Source organism: Aminobacter niigataensis (assembly GCF_946995915.1).
Classification (GTDB): Bacteria; Pseudomonadota; Alphaproteobacteria; order Rhizobiales; family Rhizobiaceae; genus Aminobacter; species Aminobacter niigataensis.
Genome location: NZ_OX341518.1, coordinates 319172 through 335707 on the forward strand (window position 1 = coordinate 319172; position 16536 = coordinate 335707).

General features: G+C 63.8%; 14 protein-coding genes. All 14 read right to left on the minus strand.

What is annotated here, in order from left to right; all coding sequences use genetic code 11:
* Positions 1-11 precede the first annotated feature (11 nt).
* Complete coding sequence (locus tag O1Y97_RS25800; RefSeq protein WP_268738151.1) at positions 12-644, minus strand: sarcosine oxidase subunit gamma; 633 nt, start codon at positions 642-644, stop codon at positions 12-14.
* Positions 637-3696: a sarcosine oxidase subunit alpha family protein gene (locus tag O1Y97_RS25805; RefSeq protein ID WP_268738152.1), complete on the minus strand. Its 3060-nt coding sequence runs from the start codon at positions 3694-3696 to the stop codon at positions 637-639. Before O1Y97_RS25805 ends, O1Y97_RS25800 begins: the two co-directional genes overlap by 8 nt.
* Before the next feature lie 2 nt (positions 3697-3698).
* Positions 3699-4007 carry a sarcosine oxidase subunit delta gene (locus O1Y97_RS25810; protein ID WP_108610222.1) on the minus strand — a complete coding sequence of 103 codons (309 nt, stop codon included), beginning with the start codon at positions 4005-4007 and terminating at the stop codon, positions 3699-3701.
* A 16-nt stretch (positions 4008-4023) separates the two neighbouring features.
* Entirely contained in the window at positions 4024-5277 is a 1254-nt protein-coding gene (locus O1Y97_RS25815) for a sarcosine oxidase subunit beta family protein (RefSeq protein ID WP_268738153.1), read from the minus strand.
* 82 nt (positions 5278-5359) lie between these two features.
* Positions 5360-6703, minus strand: coding sequence for a type III glutamate--ammonia ligase (gene glnT, locus O1Y97_RS25820; protein WP_108610220.1), 1344 nt, complete (start codon positions 6701-6703; stop codon positions 5360-5362).
* Between the two features lie 29 nt (positions 6704-6732).
* A complete protein-coding gene (locus tag O1Y97_RS25825) occupies positions 6733-8061 on the minus strand; it encodes an FMN-binding glutamate synthase family protein (RefSeq protein ID WP_055976086.1) in 1329 nt (442 codons plus the stop codon).
* Between the two features lie 8 nt (positions 8062-8069).
* Positions 8070-8807, minus strand: a complete 738-nt coding sequence (locus O1Y97_RS25830; RefSeq protein ID WP_108610219.1) for a GltB/FmdC/FwdC-like GXGXG domain-containing protein — start codon at positions 8805-8807, stop codon at positions 8070-8072.
* Between the two features lie 4 nt (positions 8808-8811).
* Positions 8812-9708 (minus strand): class II glutamine amidotransferase, encoded by an 897-nt coding sequence (locus O1Y97_RS25835; protein WP_108610218.1) that lies wholly within the window; start codon positions 9706-9708, stop codon positions 8812-8814.
* A 399-nt stretch (positions 9709-10107) separates the two neighbouring features.
* Entirely contained in the window at positions 10108-10845 is a 738-nt protein-coding gene (locus O1Y97_RS25840) for a helix-turn-helix domain-containing protein (RefSeq protein ID WP_108610217.1), read from the minus strand.
* A gap of 163 nt (positions 10846-11008) precedes the next feature.
* Positions 11009-12310, minus strand: a complete 1302-nt coding sequence (locus O1Y97_RS25845) for a glycerate kinase type-2 family protein (RefSeq protein WP_108679492.1) — start codon at positions 12308-12310, stop codon at positions 11009-11011.
* Complete coding sequence (locus tag O1Y97_RS25850) at positions 12310-13278, minus strand: 2-hydroxyacid dehydrogenase (protein ID WP_268738154.1); 969 nt, start codon at positions 13276-13278, stop codon at positions 12310-12312. Before O1Y97_RS25850 ends, O1Y97_RS25845 begins: the two co-directional genes overlap by 1 nt.
* Positions 13279-13443: 165 nt before the next feature.
* Positions 13444-14343, minus strand: a complete 900-nt coding sequence (sucD, locus tag O1Y97_RS25855; protein ID WP_108610214.1) for a succinate--CoA ligase subunit alpha — start codon at positions 14341-14343, stop codon at positions 13444-13446.
* A gap of 12 nt (positions 14344-14355) precedes the next feature.
* Positions 14356-15540: a malate--CoA ligase subunit beta gene (locus O1Y97_RS25860; protein WP_108610213.1), complete on the minus strand. Its 1185-nt coding sequence runs from the start codon at positions 15538-15540 to the stop codon at positions 14356-14358.
* Positions 15541-15553: 13 nt separating this feature from the next.
* Positions 15554-16519 carry an HpcH/HpaI aldolase/citrate lyase family protein gene (locus O1Y97_RS25865; protein WP_268738155.1) on the minus strand — a complete coding sequence of 322 codons (966 nt, stop codon included), beginning with the start codon at positions 16517-16519 and terminating at the stop codon, positions 15554-15556.
* Positions 16520-16536: the final 17 nt, after the last annotated feature.

Below are 16536 nucleotides of genomic sequence, written 5' to 3' on the forward strand. Positions count from 1 at the left end.
CTGACGCGCGTTCAGGCCGCGCGAGTCCTCGACGTGTCGACGCCATATTCCAGCGAAGAATCCACGATGGCATGCCACAGGCTGTCGGCGAAGCTGGTGAAAACCAGCATGCTGTAGACCGGATGGCCGTCGGCACCGTTCGCCTCGCGCCAGAAATTGACCGCCGTGTGGTCGACCGACGTATTCGCGGCAGTGCCAACCGGAAAGGCGGCATCATGCAGGTCGAGCGACGAGAACTTGGCGATGGCATCGCGGCCGCGCGGGCCTGAAACCCGGATCAGGCAGCGGCCGTCCGACTGATCGGACAGCGAGGCCGCGCCTGAGAAGGCCTGGCTCATGGCATCGATCTGCGAGCTCTCGTCCGTCCGCGGCGCCAACACCGTGAACTGGTCGGGTCCCGACCAGACGAGCGTCGCGGACTTGCCGGCGACGGCCTTCGGCGTGTTTGGCGCATCGACGCCGAACAGCTTCTTTGCCGCCTTGGCCGTGTCGGCTGCCTTGCCGCGCCGGGCCATGACCTGGACCAGCACGAGATCGCGAACCTCGACAAGCGTCACGCCTGCCTGTGCACCGGCCACGCCATGGCGACCGGCGACGAGCGCCTTCTGGAGCGGCGACTGGGTGTTCCAGAGATAATCAACCACGCTGGCGCGCTCCTTCTGGATCATAGAAGACAGGATTGCAGATCTCGGCTTCGTAGTCCTCGCTCCGCAGCGGATCGTGGATGCGGACGATTTCGCCGATACGTTCGCGGCCGCGTTCGACCAGGCCGAGGCCGATCCACTGTTCCATCATCGGCGAGAAGCAGACCGAGGTGACATAACCCTGGTCAGTCGCCGGACCCGGGATGCCGCCCTTGGGGATGACATGCGCGCCTGAGCGCAGCCGGCGTGCACGGTCGAGCGGCTTGATGCCGACGACGACCTGGCGGTCGGTTGCAGTCAGCGCCTCGCGTCCAGCCATGATGCGGCCGATGAAGTCCTTCTTCTTCGACATCATCTTGCCGAGGCCAAGGTCGTCGGCCGTCGTCATGCCGTTGAGCTCGGGACCGGCAACGTGGCCCTTCTCGATACGCATGACGCCAAGCGCCTCGGTGCCGTAAGGCGTCACGCCATAGGGCTTGCCGGCGATCATCAGGTTCTCGGCCATCGCCGCGCCGTAGCGCGCCGGCACCGAGATTTCGAAGGCGATTTCACCCGAGAACGAGATGCGGAACAGGCGGGCTGTGACGCCACCGCGCAGCTTGACCTCGCGGGCCCCCATGAACGGGAAGCCTTCGTTGCTCATGTCTTCCGACGGATCGACCAGCGCCTGCAGAAGCTTGCGGGTGTTCGGCCCGGCGATCGAGAACTGTGCCCACTGGTCGGACGCCGACGACAGCTGCACGTCGAGCTCCGGCCAGAGCACCTGGCGGCAGAATTCGAGATGCGCCATGACCGGACCGGCCTTGGCCGTGGTCGTGGTCAGGAAGTAATGGTCTTCAGCAAGACGCGAGGTCGTGCCGTCGTCCATGACGATGCCGTCCTCGCGCAGCATCAGGCCGTAACGCGCCTTGCCGACGGCAAGCGACGAGAAGGCATTGATGTAGACGCGATCGAGGAAGGTGCCGGCGTCGGCACCGCGCACGTCGACCTTGCCGAGCGTGGAGACGTCGCAGAAGCCGACGCCGTTGCGCACGGCGAGCACTTCGCGGGAAACCGATTCGATCCAGTCCTTCTCGCCCGGCTGCGGATACCATTGCGCGCGCTTCCAAAGCCCGGTGTCGACGAACACAGCACCGCGCGCAGCAGCCCAGTGATGCGACGGCGTCAGGCGCCAGGCGTGGAAGTTCTCGTCGCGGTGATGGCCGGCGAGTGCGCCGATCGCCACCGGTGCATAGGGCGGACGATAGATCGTCGTGCCGGTCTGCGAGATCGTGCGGCCGGTGGCATCGGCCATGATGGCAAGGCCGGTGATGTTGGAGGTCTTGCCCTGGTCGGTCGCCATGCCAAGCGTGGTGTAACGCTTGAGATGTTCGACGCTCTCGAAGCCTTCGCGCTGCGCCAGCGTCACGTCGGATGCAGTGACGTCGTGCTGGAAGTCGACGAAGGCCTTGCCCTTGGCCTTGACCTGCCAGAGCGGCGAGATCGCGTAGACCTCGTCGCCGGCTTCCGATGCTTCGCCGGCATTGCCCGACGCGCCGCAATCGGCGGCCGCAGCCACACCGGCGGCATGGCCGTCGCGCAGGCAAGCGCCAAGCGAGAATTCGCCATTGGCGGCACCCGCCATGACCATTCCCGTCGGGCAATCGCCGGGGACAAAGGCTGCGATGTCGTCACGCCAGACCGGCTTGCCGCGATGGAAACAGGACAAGCCCACATTGGGATTCCAGCCACCGGACACTGCCAGGCAGTCGGCATCGATCTGCTGCTTCCTGCCGTCGGCGGCAGTAACCACCAGGCCACGCACGCCATCGACGCCACCCTTGACGTCGGACACGCCGCCAGCCAGCACGCGCAGGTCGGAGAGTTCGGCCAGTGCCTGGTATTCCGCCGGCACCTTGCCGCGCGGGTCGATCACCGCTGCGATATCGCCACCGGCCTGCTGGATCGCCTCGACAGTGCGCCAGCCGTCGTCATTGTTGGTGAACAGCGCGACGCGCTTGCCCGGCATCGCTGCGAAGCGATGGACGTAGGTGCGCACGGCGGACGCCATCATCACGCCCGGACGGTCGTTGCCCGGGAAGGCAATCGGCCGCTCGATGGCACCGGCAGTGACAACCGAACGCTTGGCAACGATGCGCCAAATCCGCTGGCGGACCTGGTGCGGACCCGGCACCGGAACATGGTCGTTGACGCGCTCGAGCGCGGCGTGGACGCCGCCGTCATAGACGCCGAAAAGCGCCGTACGGGTCATGATGCGGACGTTGGGCAGCCCGGCGAGTTCGTCGGTCGCACGACGCACCCACTCCTCGGCATGCATGCCGTCGATCTCGCCACCGTCACTGAGCAGGCGGCCGCCGAGACGGACGTCTTCTTCGACCAGGATGACACGCGAACCGGCGCGGCCAGCGGCCAGTGCCGCCGAAAGACCGGTGGGCCCGGCACCGACGACGAGCACGTCGCAATGCGCCCAGGCCTTGTCGTAGTGATCGGGATCCGGCAGTTCCGCGCTCTTGCCGAGACCGGCGGCACGGCGGATGATCGGCTCGTAGATCGCCTCCCAGAACTTCGCCGGCCACATGAAGGTCTTGTAGTAGAACCCTGCGACGAAGATCGGCGAGAACAGCTGGTTGATCGACATGAAGTCGCGACGCAGCGACGGCCAGCGGTTCTGACTCTGGGCAATCAGCCCGTCATAGAGCTCCTGCGTGGTGGCGCGGGTGTTCGGCTCCTTGCGGGCGCCGGTGCGCATCTCGACCAGCGCGCTTGGCTCTTCCGAACCAGCGGTGATGATGCCGCGCGGACGGTGGTACTTGAATGAGCGGGCCACCAGCTTGACGCCGTTGGCGACGAGCGCCGAGGCCAGCGTGTCGCCGGCAAAGCCTGTCATGGTCTTGCCGTCGAAGGAGAACTGCAGCGGCGCCTGGCGATCGATCAGACCGCCGCTGCGCAGTCGGTGCGACTGGCTGGCGGATGCAGCTTGGCTGCGCGCGCTGGTGCTGCCTTCGGCAGCGGCCGTCCTGCCGAGCGGTTCGGATCCGGAATAGCCCGACATCTTTATTCTCCTGCCTGCACCGGCTTGGACGCACCCACGCCGGGGGCTGCCGTCACCGATCTGAATTCATGCGTCACGGTGTTGCGCTCGGCTATCAGCCAGGAGCGGCAGCCACCGCCGTGATACCAGTACTCGCGCATGAAGCCGGCTACGTTGTCGCGCAGATAAACATAGTCGTAGAAGGCGTCTTCGACGCGCTCGGGGCTTTCGCCGCTATCGACTGCGAAGGTGGGCCGCTTGGGCGAGGCGTCGCCGAGATAGGTGAACTCGCCGTTCTCGCGTTCGCCGCAGAAAGGACATGCAATACGCATTCCGCCAGTCTCGCTTTCAGTGCAGGTTGGGTTGGGCGCCTTGGCCCTTTTCGTCGATCATCGCGCCGCGGCGGAACCGGTCGAGCCGGAAGCGCGCAGCTTCTGGGTGCGGTTCGTCACGCGCCAGCAGATGGGCGAAAACGAGACCGGAAGCCGGCGTCGCCTTGAAGCCGCCATAGCACCAGCCGGCGTTGAGATAGAGGCCATCGATGGGCGTCTTGTCGATGATCGGCGTGCCGTCCATCGACATGTCCATGATACCGCCCCACTGGCGCAGCATACGGACGCGGCCGATCATCGGCATGACCGCCATGCCGCCTTCGCAGACGTCCTCGACCACTGGCATGTTGCCGCGCTGGGCGTAGGAATTGTAGCCGTCGAGATCGCCGCCGAAGACGAGGCCGCCCTTGTCGGACTGGCTGATATAGAAGTGGCCGGCGCCGAAGGTGACGACGCCAGGGATGAGCGGCTTGATCGCCTCGGTGACGAAGGCCTGCAGCACATGGCTTTCGATCGGCAGCTTCATGTCGGCCATGGCGGCGACGCGCGAGGTATTGCCGGCGACCGCCATGCCGACCTTGCCGGCGCTGATCTTGCCGCGCGATGTCTCGACACCGGTGACCTTGCCGTTCTGGTCGCGGACGAAGCCGGTAACTTCGCAGTTCTGGATGATGTCGACGCCACGCTGGTCGGCGGCGCGCGCATAACCCCAGACCACTGCGTCATGGCGGGCCGTACCGCCGCGGCGCTGCATCAGGCCGCCCATGATCGGGAAGCGCGGGCTGTCGTAATTCAGGAACGGCAGTTCCTTACGAATCTGCACCGCGTCGAGCAGTTCGGCATCGATGCCGTTGATGCGCATGGTGTTGCCGCGGCGGGCAAAGGCGTCGCGCTGGGCATCGGAGTGATAGAGGTTGATGATGCCGCGCTGGCTAACCATCGCGTTGTAATTGAGATCCTGCTCCATGCGCTCCCACAGCTTCATCGAAAGCTCGTAGAAGCCGGTATTGCCGGGAAGGCCGTAGTTGGAACGGATGATGGTGGTGTTGCGGCCGGCGTTGCCGGAACCGATCCAGCCCTTTTCGAGCACCGCGACATTGCGGATGCCGTACTCGTTGGCGAGGAAATAGGCCGTGGCCAGGCCGTGGCCGCCACCACCGATGATGATCACATCGTAGTGGCTCTTGGGTGCCGGATCGCGCCAAGCCCGGGTCCAGCCCTGATGACCGGACAAAGCTGCCTTGGCGAGTGAGAAGATCGAATATTTCATCGCATGTGTTCCGGCGAAATGTGAGGTGTGCCCGAGGCAGCGCCCGATCTGGATGATCGGGCGCCGAGCCTGTTCTTGTGCCTCAGACGTCCAGCGTGTGGTCGCGCTCCCACTGGGTGAAGTGCGACGCGTAGGAGTTCCACTCCTGGTGCTTGAGCTTGATGAAGGCGGCGGAGAACTCCTCGCCCATCGCAGCTTTCAGCTCGCTGTCTTCGTCATAGGCGCGCAGCGCGTCAAGCAGGTTGAGCGGCAGCTTGGCCCCATGCGTGACGGTGTGGCCTTCACGGTACATGTCGACGTCGCTGCGCGGGCCGGGATCGGCCTTGGAGCGGATGCCGCTGAGGCCGGCAGCGATGATGATCGCCTGCATCAGGTACGGGTTGGCAGCGCCGTCAGGCAGGCGCAGTTCGAAGCGGCCGGGGCCGGGCACGCGCACCATGTGGGTGCGGTTGTTGCCGGTCCAGGTCACCGTGTTCGGCGCCCAGGTTGCACCCGAAAGAGTGCGCGGTGCGTTGATGCGCTTGTAGGAGTTGACGGTCGGATTGCAGATCGCGGCAAGTGCCGAGGCGTGCTTCATGATGCCGCCGAGGAAGTACCTGCCCTTCTCGGAAAGACCCAGCTCCATGTTCTTGTCGGCAAAGGCATTGTTCTTGCCGCTCAGATCCCACACCGAAATGTGGGCATGGCAGCCGCTGCCGGTGAGGCCTGGGAAAGGCTTCGGCATGAAGGTCGCGCGCAGGCCATGCTTTTCGGCGATCGAGCGGACCATGAACTTGAAGAACGAATGCTTGTCGGCAGTCTGCAGGACGTCGTCGTACTCCCAGTTCATTTCGAACTGGCCGTTCGCGTCCTCATGGTCGTTCTGGTAGGGCTTCCAGCCGAGATCGAGCATTGCATCGCAGATTTCGGCGATGACATCGAAGCGGCGCATCACGGCCTGCTGGTCGTAGCAGGACTTTGCCGCCGTATCGTACTCGTCGGCAATCTGCTTGCCATCCGGCGTGGTCAGGAAGAATTCCGGCTCGACGCCGGTCTTGACGCGCATGCCTTCCTTGGCGGCTTCGGCGACGAGGCGCTTCAGCGTGTTGCGCGGCGCCTGGGCCACGCCCTTGCCTTCCATCAGGCAGTCGGATGCGAGCCAGGCAACTTCCGGACGCCAGGGCAGCTGGATGACCGAGATCGGATCCGGCACAGCCAGCATATCCGGGTGCGCCGGCGTCAGGTCCAGCCAAGTCGCGAAGCCGGCAAAGCCGGCTCCGTCCTTCTGCATGTCCGATATAGCCTGCGCAGGCACCAACTTGGCGCGCTGCCCTCCGAAGAGGTCAGTATACGACACCATGAAGTATCTGATGTTGCGAGTCCTTGCGAACTCTTTGAGATCAGTCACCTCCGACTGATCGATTTTGGCTTCGAAGGCCGTACCCATGTAAAATGCTCCTCCCAATCCTTGTGGTTTTAAAAGGGACCCTTCCCGGGTACCCAGCTCGTCCCCGCAAGCGGCACGCCAGCCATGGCGGCAGCTTCGATCGAAAGAGCGCAGAGATCCTCAGGCTCGAGATTGTGCAGATGATTTTTGCCGCAGGCACGGGCGATAGTCTGTGCCTCGAGCGTCATGACCTTCAGGTAGTTCGCCAGACGGCGACCAGCCGCGATCGGATCGACGCGCTTCATCAGCTCGACGTCCTGCGTGGTGATGCCGGCAGGGTCCTTGCCCTCGTGCCAATCGTCGTAAGCGCCGGCAGTGGTGCCGAGCTTCTGGTATTCATCCTCCCAACGCGGATCGTTGTCGCCCAGCGCGATCAGCGCTGCGGTTCCAACCGATACTGCATCGGCACCGAGGGCGAGCGCTTTGGCCACATCGGCACCATTGCGTATGCCACCGGAAACGATCAGCTGAACCTTGCGGTGCATGCCGAGGTCCTGAAGCGCCTTCACTGCCGGGCGGATACAGGCGAGCGTCGGCTGGCCGACATGCTCGATGAACACTTCCTGGGTCGCTGCGGTGCCGCCCTGCATGCCGTCGAGCACGACGACGTCAGCGCCGGCCTTCACTGCGAGCGCGGTGTCGTAGTAGGGGCGTGCGCCACCAATCTTGACGTAGATCGGCTTCTGCCAGTCGGTGATCTCGCGGATTTCAAGAATCTTGATCTCGAGATCGTCTGGACCGGTCCAGTCGGGGTGACGGCAGGCCGAACGCTGGTCGATGCCCTTGGGCAGGGTGCGCATCTCGGCGACGCGGTCGGAAATCTTCTGGCCGAGAAGCATGCCGCCGCCGCCCGGCTTGGCGCCCTGGCCGACAACGATTTCGATGGCATCGGCACGACGCAGGTCACGCGGGTTCATGCCGTAGCGCGACGGCAGGTATTGGTAAACCAGGTGCTTGGAGTGGCCGCGCTCTTCCTCGGTCATGCCGCCGTCACCGGTGGTGGTCGAGGTGCCGGAAAGGGTTGCGCCGCGGCCGAGGGCTTCCTTGGCCGGACCCGACAGCGAGCCGAAGCTCATGCCGGCGACGGTGATCGGGATCTTCAGCTCGATCGGCTTCTTGGCGAAACGCGTGCCCAATACGACCGAGGTGTCGCATTTTTCGCGATAGCCTTCGAGCGGATAGCGCGAGATCGAAGCGCCGAGGAACAGCAGGTCGTCGAAGTGCGGGACCTTGCGTTTGGCACCGGAGCCGCGGATGTCGTAGATGCCCGTCGCTGCGGCGCGACGGATTTCGGACATTGCGTATTCATCGAACGTGGCCGACTTGCGTGGCGTCGTCGGAGGATTGTGATAGCTCATTTTGTTCCTCAGTATGCGTCAGCGTTGTCGATGTTGAAGTTGTAGAGCGTGCGCGCCGAACCGTAGCGCGAGAACTCTTCCGGCTTCACGTCGGTGATGCCGGCGCGGTCGAGCAGATCCTGCAGGATCGCGATGTGCTCGGGGCGCAATTCCTTCTTGATGCAGTCAGCGCCGAGGCTCTTGACCGAGCCGCGAACGAACAGGCGGGCTTCGTAGATCGAGTCGCCGAGCGCGTCGCCGGCATCGCCGAGCACCACGAGGTTGCCGGACTGCGCCATGAAGGCCGACATGTGGCCGATGTTGCCGCGAACGACGATGTTGATGCCCTTCATCGAGATACCGCAACGCGACGAAGCGTTGCCTTCGATGACCAGCAGGCCGCCGCGACCGGTGGCGCCGGCGTACTGGCTGGCGTCGCCCTTCACGACGATGGTGCCCGACATCATGTTTTCACCGACGCCCGGGCCGGCCGAGCCATGCACGGTGATCGTCGACAGCTGGTTCATGCCGCCGCAATAGTAGCCGACGCTGCCCTGCACATCGATCGAGATCGGGTGCTCGGCGCCGACGGCAACCGCATGGCTGCCCTTCGGGTTGATGACTTCCCAGTTCGGCTCGGTGGAAGCGTCCTTCACCTCATGCAGCGCCTGGTTGAACTCGCGCAGCGTGTTCTTCGAAAGATCGAACACCTTCGGCGCGTAGTTGACCTGGTGCAGGGGGGACGTCGCAAGATTCGTTGAATGCATAGTCTCAGTGCTCCCAGAAATAGACGGTGGAGGGCTCAGGCTCCCAGACCTTGGCGTCTTCGATGCCGGGCAGGTTGGCGAGCGCGCGATATTCGGAGCCGAAAGCGACATACTGGTCGGTCTCGGCCATGACGGCGGGCTTGCAGGAGATCGGATCGCGGACAACGCCGAAGCCGTCCTTGGTGCCGACCACGAAGGTGAAGAAGCCGTCGAGGTCGTTGAGGCTGCTTTCCAGCGCCTCGCCGAGATTCTGGCCATGCGCGATCTTCGACGACAGGTAGGCGGCGGCCACCTCGGTGTCGTTTTCGGTCTCGAAACGCATGCCGTCGCGGATCAACTCGCGGCGCAGATTGTTATGGTTCGACAGCGAGCCATTGTGCACCAGGCACTGGTCCGGGCCGGTCGAGAAAGGGTGCGCGCCGAGCGTGGTGACAGCGGATTCGGTAGCCATGCGGGTGTGGCCGATGCCGTGGCTGCCGCCCATGGAGGCAATATCGAAACGCTTGAGCACTTCGATCGGCAGGCCGACTTCCTTGTAGATTTCGATGGCTTCGCCAGCGCCCATGACGCGGACGTTGGGGCGCAGCTCGGCGAGTGCCACGCGGGCTTCACCGATCTTGTCGGCCGGCACGTCCAGCACCGCATGGGTGGACTTTACCGTCGACGAAACCTTGGCGTTGATCTTCTTGCCGAGCTCGGCGTCGAGACCCTTGAAATCCGCGTCCGGGGTAGCCGACTGGATGGTGATCTTGCCATGACCCTTGGCACCGCCGCCATAAATGGCGATGCCCGCGCTATCGGGGCCGCGATCGGTCATAGTTACGAGCATTTCGGACAGCAGCGCGCCCAATTGGGGCTCCAGCGACTTGTCCTTGAGAAAGAGTCCTACAATTCCGCACATCCCAGTTTCCTCACCTGATTGGCTGCCTGTGACAAAAGCTAGCAGGTTCCCGAGGCCAATTCAACTGTGATGAATTTTTTATTCCTGTAGAAAAACAAGAAAGCGACAATTCGGCCACTCCGGCTAACGCCAGGGCAGCGTCCCGCGCGATTTTTCGCCGCGCGGGACGGAATTTCGGGGCTGACTGCACCGTGGACGACTTGAATTTCAGAAGTTGAGGCCGCGCTCGCCGGGCTTCATTGCCGATTTTTCGGACATCCGAGCGCGTACAAGCGTCCGCGCCGGCGCATTTTTCGAAGCTGCGCGCGGTCGAGCTGGCCTTGGGCCAGCCGCCAGAAATCATGGATGCAGGTGATCAGGCCTAAGGACGAGCGCCAAAGCTCGCCCTCAGCCCTCGAGCTAGTCACTGCCGCGACCGCGTGGATAAGAGATGATCGACAGATATTTGATCGGCAAATGGGTCAGTTCTTCCGGGCCGTGCGGCGCATCGGCATCGAAGAACAGGCTGTCGCCCGGAGTCATGCGGTAGAGGTTGTTGCTGTGGCGATAAACTACCTCGCCCTCCAGCATGTAGAGAAACTCCATGCCGTCATGCTGGAATGTCGGGAAGACATCGGAGTCTTCCGACAGCGTGATCAAATATGGTTCGACCGTTACGCCTGACGTGTCCGAACCGATATGGCCAAGCAACGTATATTGGTGTCCGGCGCGGGTGCCGCGGCGTTCGACGTCGACCCCTTCGTTGGCCTTGACGAACACGGCGTTTCTCTCTTCCTCGAAGCGGCGGAAGAAGGCGGTGACCGGGACGCCGAGCGCGCGGGAAAGCGCCTGTAGCGTCGTCAACGATGGCGAGGTGATGCCGTTCTCGATCTTGGACAACATGCCGAGCGAGATATCGGTGGCCGAAGCAAGATCGGCGACCGTGATGCCGAGCTTCTTGCGGAAGGCGCGGACCTCGTGGCCGATCGCCACCTCCAGCACCTTTTCTCGGGTATCGCGCGTTGCATGCGGATCCTGAGACAGCGGCGAGACGCGCGACAGCGCCGATTTGGCCGCGACCGCCGGTATGGCTGCCGACAGGGCCTTGCCATTCTTCTTCGAGTGTCCGTGCTTTTCCGCTGCCTTGGCCTTCGTCATGTCGATGCCGTCTGCTCCTGCTCGCTGAATCTATTTCACCGAGAGTAAACATTTTAGGCAAAATGCACAACAGGTGTAAAGGCCGCACTCCACCGAATGGAGCTGCCAGGACAGTAATCGGTCGAGAGTTCACCTTCGGCCGGGTTGGCCGGGACAGTTACCGCTACTGCATCAGAAGTATTTGCAGGTCGGCGACATTGGTGCCGGTGGCGCCGGTCATCACCAGGTCGCCGGACGACGCCAGCGCATGGTAGGAGTCGTTATTCTGCAGCAGGGCCACGGGGTTGCATCCCAGCTTGCGCATCCATGTGGTCGATCCGGCATCGACGATCGCACCCGCCGCATCGGTCGGGCCGTCGCGTCCGTCCGTGCCACCGCTCAGGAAGACCCAGGGGCGCTTGATCGACGTCCATTCGTTGAGAAGCGCAAAACGCAGCGCCAGTTCCTGGTTGCGGCCGCCCTTGCCGTTACCGGCGACACGCACCGTCGGCTCTCCGCCGGCGACGATTGCCACCGGACCGCGCTGGCTGGCTGCGAACACAGCCATCCGGTGCAGCGTCTTGGCAACATCGGAGACGTCGCCGCTCAGCCAATCATCCGCCTTGACGACGACCGGATAATTGGTGCCGGCGCTATTCATCACCCGCTGCAGGCTGATGCCGTTGGAGCCGATGACGATGTTTTCGACATGCTCGAAGGTCGACGCCGGCTGTTCGTTTTCGAGGACGAAGTCGAGATGCGACTTCAGCGCCGGCGACAATGTCTTGATCAGGCCGTAGCGACCGAGAATGTCGATGGCGTCGGCCTGAGTGGCCGACGGGCGGGCCGTCGGGCCGCTGGCGATGGTACCGACATCGTCGCCCGGTACATCCGACAGAATGAGAGAGAGCATCTTGGCGCGCGAAGCGAGCTGTGCCAGGCGCCCGCCCTTGAGCCGCGAAAACAGCTGCCGGACCGCATTGATCTCGCTGATGTCAGCGCCGCAGCGGATCAGCGTGTCGTTGAGTTCAATCTTGTCGGCAAGTCCAATGCCCGCTGCCGGAGCGCAGGTGAGCGCCGAACCGCCGCCGCTGACCAGCACCAGGACCAGGTCGCCCGGTTCGGCCGAACGGGCCGCACGTTCGATCGCCTCGGCACCCCTGATGCTGCCTGCGTCGGGAAGAGGATGGCCTCCGGCAATGACCTCGACGCCGTCGATCTCGGCATGGTTCTCGAGATTGGTCACAGCGCAGGCGGAAACCAGCTTGTCCGTGACGAAAGGCAGCGCGGCGCGTGCCATCGGGCATGCCGCCTTGCCGAAGGCGATCAGGATCACCCGTCTTGCCGCGGCGATGTCGTCCAGTCTCGTTTCAAGCGCCGCGATGACCGCCTGCTCGGGATCCGACGCTGCGATGCCTTCGCGAAACAGGGCCATTGCCTGCGCGCGAAGCTTGACCAGTGCCGATACCGAGCAGTCGAGATACATCACACCACCTTGTCGGGTAAGGCGCGGCCCTCGAAGAAGGCGGTCAGGTTGTCCACCGCCTTCATGCCCATGGCCACGCGGGTTTCTTCCGTGGCGCTGCCCAGATGCGGCAACAGCACCACATTTTCCATACGCATCAGTGCACCGGGCACATCCGGTTCGCCGTCATAGACGTCGAGGCCGGCACCCGCGATTTGGCCGCTGTCGAGCGCCGCGACCAGTGCTTTCTGGTCGACGACGTCGCCGCGCGCCGTGTTGATCAGGAACCCGCCGCGTTTCATCGCTGCGAGGCGTTCCGCATTGATCAGGTGCCGGTTCTCGGCTCCACCCGGGCAATGCAGCGAGACGAAGTCGGCCTGTGCCAGCACGTCCTCGATGGAGGCCAGCTGCCTTGCGCCCATGGCGCGGGTTTCCTCGTCGTCGACCTTCGAGCGGTTGTAGAAGACAACATCCATGTCGAAGCCGAAATGCGCGCGCTTGGCCATCGCCTTGCCGATGCGGCCCATGCCGATGATGCCGATCGTCTTGCCGGTAACCTTGGCGCCGATCATGTGCGTCGGGCACCATCCTGCCCATTGGCCGGCGCGTACCTGGCGCTCGCCCTCGCCTGCCCGCCGGGCGACCGAAAGCAGGAGGCTCATGCCGATGTCGGCGGTGCAGTCGGTCAATACGCCGGGTGTGTTCGTCACGACGATACCACGGGCCTGCGCGGCGTCGGTGTCGATATGGCTGAAGCCGACACCGAAATTGGCGAGGATCTTGGTCCGGACATCAACGTCGGGAAATACCGTCGCCGGCAACTTGTCGCTGACGGTCGGCAGGATCGCGTCAAAATTCAGGAACGCGGCCTTGAGCTCGGTCTGGCCCAGCGGGGCGTCGCCCTGATTGAAGGTCGTGTCGAACCGCTCCGCCAGGATCTGTTCAACTGCCGCGGGCCAGCGCCGCGTGACGATAACGCGAGGTTTCATTTCAATTCCTTGGTCTTGCCTTGGAGCGCCGCCCGTCCGAAGGGACGCGCAAGGGACGATCCAGCACCTCATAGGTTACGCACCGTCGCGCCCGAAAATCGAGAGTCGATTTCGGGCTGATGCGAGAAAAGGGAGCCGGTCGGCGCCGGCTCCCCGAAGGCCGGGTCAGGCGGCCTTCTTCTGCTGCTCGAGCACGCCCTGAACCGTCGGGCCAAAGGCGGCCGGGGTCGGCACGATGGTCACGCCGGCGTCGCGCAGGATCTCGACCTTTTCCTGAGCGGATTCGCCGAAGGCCGAGATGATGGCGCCAGCATGGCCCATGCGCTTGCCCTTCGGCGCCGAAAGGCCGGCGATGTAGGCGATCAGCGGCTTACGCATATTGTGTCTGGCCCATTCTGCGGCCTCAGCTTCCTGCGGACCGCCGATCTCGCCGATCATCACCACGGCGTCGGTGTCGGGATCGTCCTCGAACAGCTTGAGGATGTCCTTGAAGGACGAGCCGTTGATTGGGTCGCCGCCGATGCCGACCGAGGTCGAAACGCCGATGCCGAGCGCCTTCATCTGCGAAGCCGCCTCGTAGCCGAGGGTGCCCGAGCGGCCGACGATGCCGACGCGGCCCGGCAGGTAGATGTTGCCGGGCATGATGCCCATCAGCGCCTGGCCCGGCGTGATGACGCCGGCGCAGTTGGGACCGACGAGGCGCATGCGGTCTTCATAGCGGAACCGGCGCATGTAGCGCTTGACCCGCATCATGTCCTGAGAGGGGATGCCGTCGGTAATGCAGACGCAGAGCTTGAGGCCTGCATCGGCCGCTTCCATGATCGAGTCCGCCGCAAAGGGTGGCGGCACGAACACGATGGAGGCTTCGGCCCCGGTCTCGCGCACAGCGCCCCTGACCGTATTGAAGACCGGGATGCCCTGGTGGACAAGCCCGCCCTTGCCGGGAGTGACGCCGCCAACCACGTTGGTGCCGTAGCGCTTCATGTCGTCGGCATGGAATGAGCCGATCTTGCCGGTCAGACCCTGGACGATAACGCGCGTCCGGCGATTCAATAGAACTGCCATTTCGACCTCCCTTTAGTTCTTTTTTGATTTCGAATAGGCGCGCATCGCTTCGACCGATTTCTCGGCTGCCTCGGCGAGCGTGTCGGCGATGATCACCTTTTCGCCCGACTCGGCCAGGATGCGCCGGCCCTCCTCCACATTGGTTCCGGCGAGCCGCACGACCAGCGGCACCTTGACGCCAACTTCGCGGATCGCCTTGATGACGCCCTCGGCCACCCAGTCGCAGCGGTTGATGCCGGCGAAGATGTTGACGAGGATGGTCTCGATGTTCTTGTCGGCAAGCACGGCGCGGAAAGCCTTGGCAACACGCTCCGGCGAGGCACCGCCACCGATGTCGAGGAAGTTCGCCGGCTCGCCGCCTGCGATCTTGATCATGTCCATGGTTGCCATGGCCAGGCCGGCGCCATTGATGATGCAGCCGATGTTGCCGTCGAGGCCGACATAAGAGAGGCCGCGGTCGCTGGCGAAGGTTTCGCGCGGATCTTCCTGCGACTTGTCGCGCAATTCCGAGATCTCGGCGCGGCGGAACAGCGCGTTCTCGTCGAACGACATCTTGGCGTCGAGCGCGATCAGGTTGCCGTCGCGGGTGATCACCAGCGGGTTGATCTCGAGCATCGAGGCGTCGAAATCGCGGAAGACGCGATAGCAGCCGAGCAGCGTGTCGACGGCCTTGCCGATGAGGCTGTTCTCAAGCCCGAGGCCGAAGGCGATCTCGCGTGCCTGGAACTGCTGCATGCCCGCGCCCGGATCGACGATGGCCCGGATGATCGAGTCGGGCTGCTTTTCGGCAATCTCCTCGATCTCCATGCCGCCGGAAGCCGAAGCCACGATCATGACGCGCTCCGACTTACGGTCGAGCACGATGCCGAGATAGAGTTCCTGGCGGATGTCGACGGTTTCCTCGACATAAAGGCGCGACACCAGCTTGCCCTTAGGGCCGGTCTGATGCGTCACCAGCTTGCGGCCGAGCATCGACTCTGCTGCTTCCGATACTTCGTTGTCGGAGCTGCAGATGCGGATGCCGCCGGCCTTGCCGCGAGCACCGGAATGGATCTGTGCCTTTACGACCCACTTGCCGCCACCGATCTCACTGGCGCGATAGGTCGCCTGCTCGGGGCTGTAGGCAAGTCCACCGCGCGGGATCTGCACCGAATAGCGCGAGAGCAGTTCCTTGGCCTGATATTCATGAATATCCATGTCAAACTCCTCCTCAGTTTGGCAGGCTCGTGCGCGACCGCGCCGACTGCTCGATTGCCTCGTGCATGACCAGCACATTGCGTGCCATGCGTTCGGATGCTGCGTCGATCATCTTGCCGTCGAGAGCGGCAGCGCCCTTGCCCTGTTCTTCGGCTTCCTTGAGCACTTCGATGATGCGGCGCGCGCGGGTGACTTCCTTTTCCGGCGGCGAGAACACGGCGTTCGCCAGCTCGATCTGCGAGGGGTGGATGGCCCACTTGCCTTCGATGCCGAGCGCTGCGGCACGTTTTGCACCGGCGACGTAGCCTTCTGGATCGGAGAAATCGCCAAACGGGCCGTCGATCGGCCGCAGGCCATAGGCACGGCAGGCAACCGTCATGCGCGACAGGGCGGCGTGCCACTGATCACCCGGATAGTCGGGGTTGAGGCCGCCGATGCTGACGGTGCGCGCCTTGCAGCTTGCGGCATAATCGGCAACGCCGAAATGCATCGCCTCGAGACGGCCGCCATAAGCAGCGATCGCCTCGACATTGGCCATGCCAAGCGCCGTCTCGATCAGAGCTTCCAGACCGACACGGGTCTTGAAACCCTTGGCCGTCTCGATCTGGCTGACCATGGCGTCGACCATGTAGAGGTCGGCGGGAACGCCGACCTTCGGTACCAGGATGGTGTCGAGCTTGTCGCCAGCCTGTTCCATCACGTCGACCACGTCGCGGTACATGTAATGGGTGTCGAGGCCGTTGATGCGGACCGAAATGGTCTTGCCCTTGGCGCGCCAGTCGATCTCGTTGAGCGCCTGGATGATGTTCTTGCGCGCCCGCTCCTTGTCCGGCGGTGCCACCGCATCCTCGATGTCGAGGAAGATGTAGTCGGCTTCACCGTCGGCCGCCTTGCGGATCATCTCCGGGTTTGAGCCCGGCACTGCGAGTTCGCTGCGCTGCAAGCGAAGCTTGCGCAGATGGTGGAGTGTATGGCTCATTCTGTTTCCTCCCGGTT

Coding starts and splice junctions, on each gene's coding strand:
- O1Y97_RS25810 (WP_108610222.1), bottom strand. CDS start 4,007: ATGCGTATTGCATGTCCTTTCTGCGGCGAACGCGAGAACGGCGAGTTC.
- O1Y97_RS25830 (WP_108610219.1), bottom strand. CDS start 8,807: ATGCATTCAACGAATCTTGCGACGTCCCCCCTGCACCAGGTCAACTAC.
- glnT (WP_108610220.1), bottom strand. CDS start 6,703: ATGGGTACGGCCTTCGAAGCCAAAATCGATCAGTCGGAGGTGACTGAT.
- O1Y97_RS25845 (WP_108679492.1), bottom strand. CDS start 12,310: ATGTATCTCGACTGCTCGGTATCGGCACTGGTCAAGCTTCGCGCGCAG.
- O1Y97_RS25835 (WP_108610218.1), bottom strand. CDS start 9,708: ATGTGCGGAATTGTAGGACTCTTTCTCAAGGACAAGTCGCTGGAGCCC.
- sucD (WP_108610214.1), bottom strand. CDS start 14,343: ATGGCAGTTCTATTGAATCGCCGGACGCGCGTTATCGTCCAGGGTCTG.
- O1Y97_RS25815 (WP_268738153.1), bottom strand. CDS start 5,277: ATGAAATATTCGATCTTCTCACTCGCCAAGGCAGCTTTGTCCGGTCAT.
- O1Y97_RS25865 (WP_268738155.1), bottom strand. CDS start 16,519: ATGAGCCATACACTCCACCATCTGCGCAAGCTTCGCTTGCAGCGCAGC.
- O1Y97_RS25850 (WP_268738154.1), bottom strand. CDS start 13,278: ATGAAACCTCGCGTTATCGTCACGCGGCGCTGGCCCGCGGCAGTTGAA.
- O1Y97_RS25860 (WP_108610213.1), bottom strand. CDS start 15,540: ATGGATATTCATGAATATCAGGCCAAGGAACTGCTCTCGCGCTATTCG.
- O1Y97_RS25825 (WP_055976086.1), bottom strand. CDS start 8,061: ATGAGCTATCACAATCCTCCGACGACGCCACGCAAGTCGGCCACGTTC.
- O1Y97_RS25840 (WP_108610217.1), bottom strand. CDS start 10,845: ATGACGAAGGCCAAGGCAGCGGAAAAGCACGGACACTCGAAGAAGAAT.
- O1Y97_RS25805 (WP_268738152.1), bottom strand. CDS start 3,696: ATGTCGGGCTATTCCGGATCCGAACCGCTCGGCAGGACGGCCGCTGCC.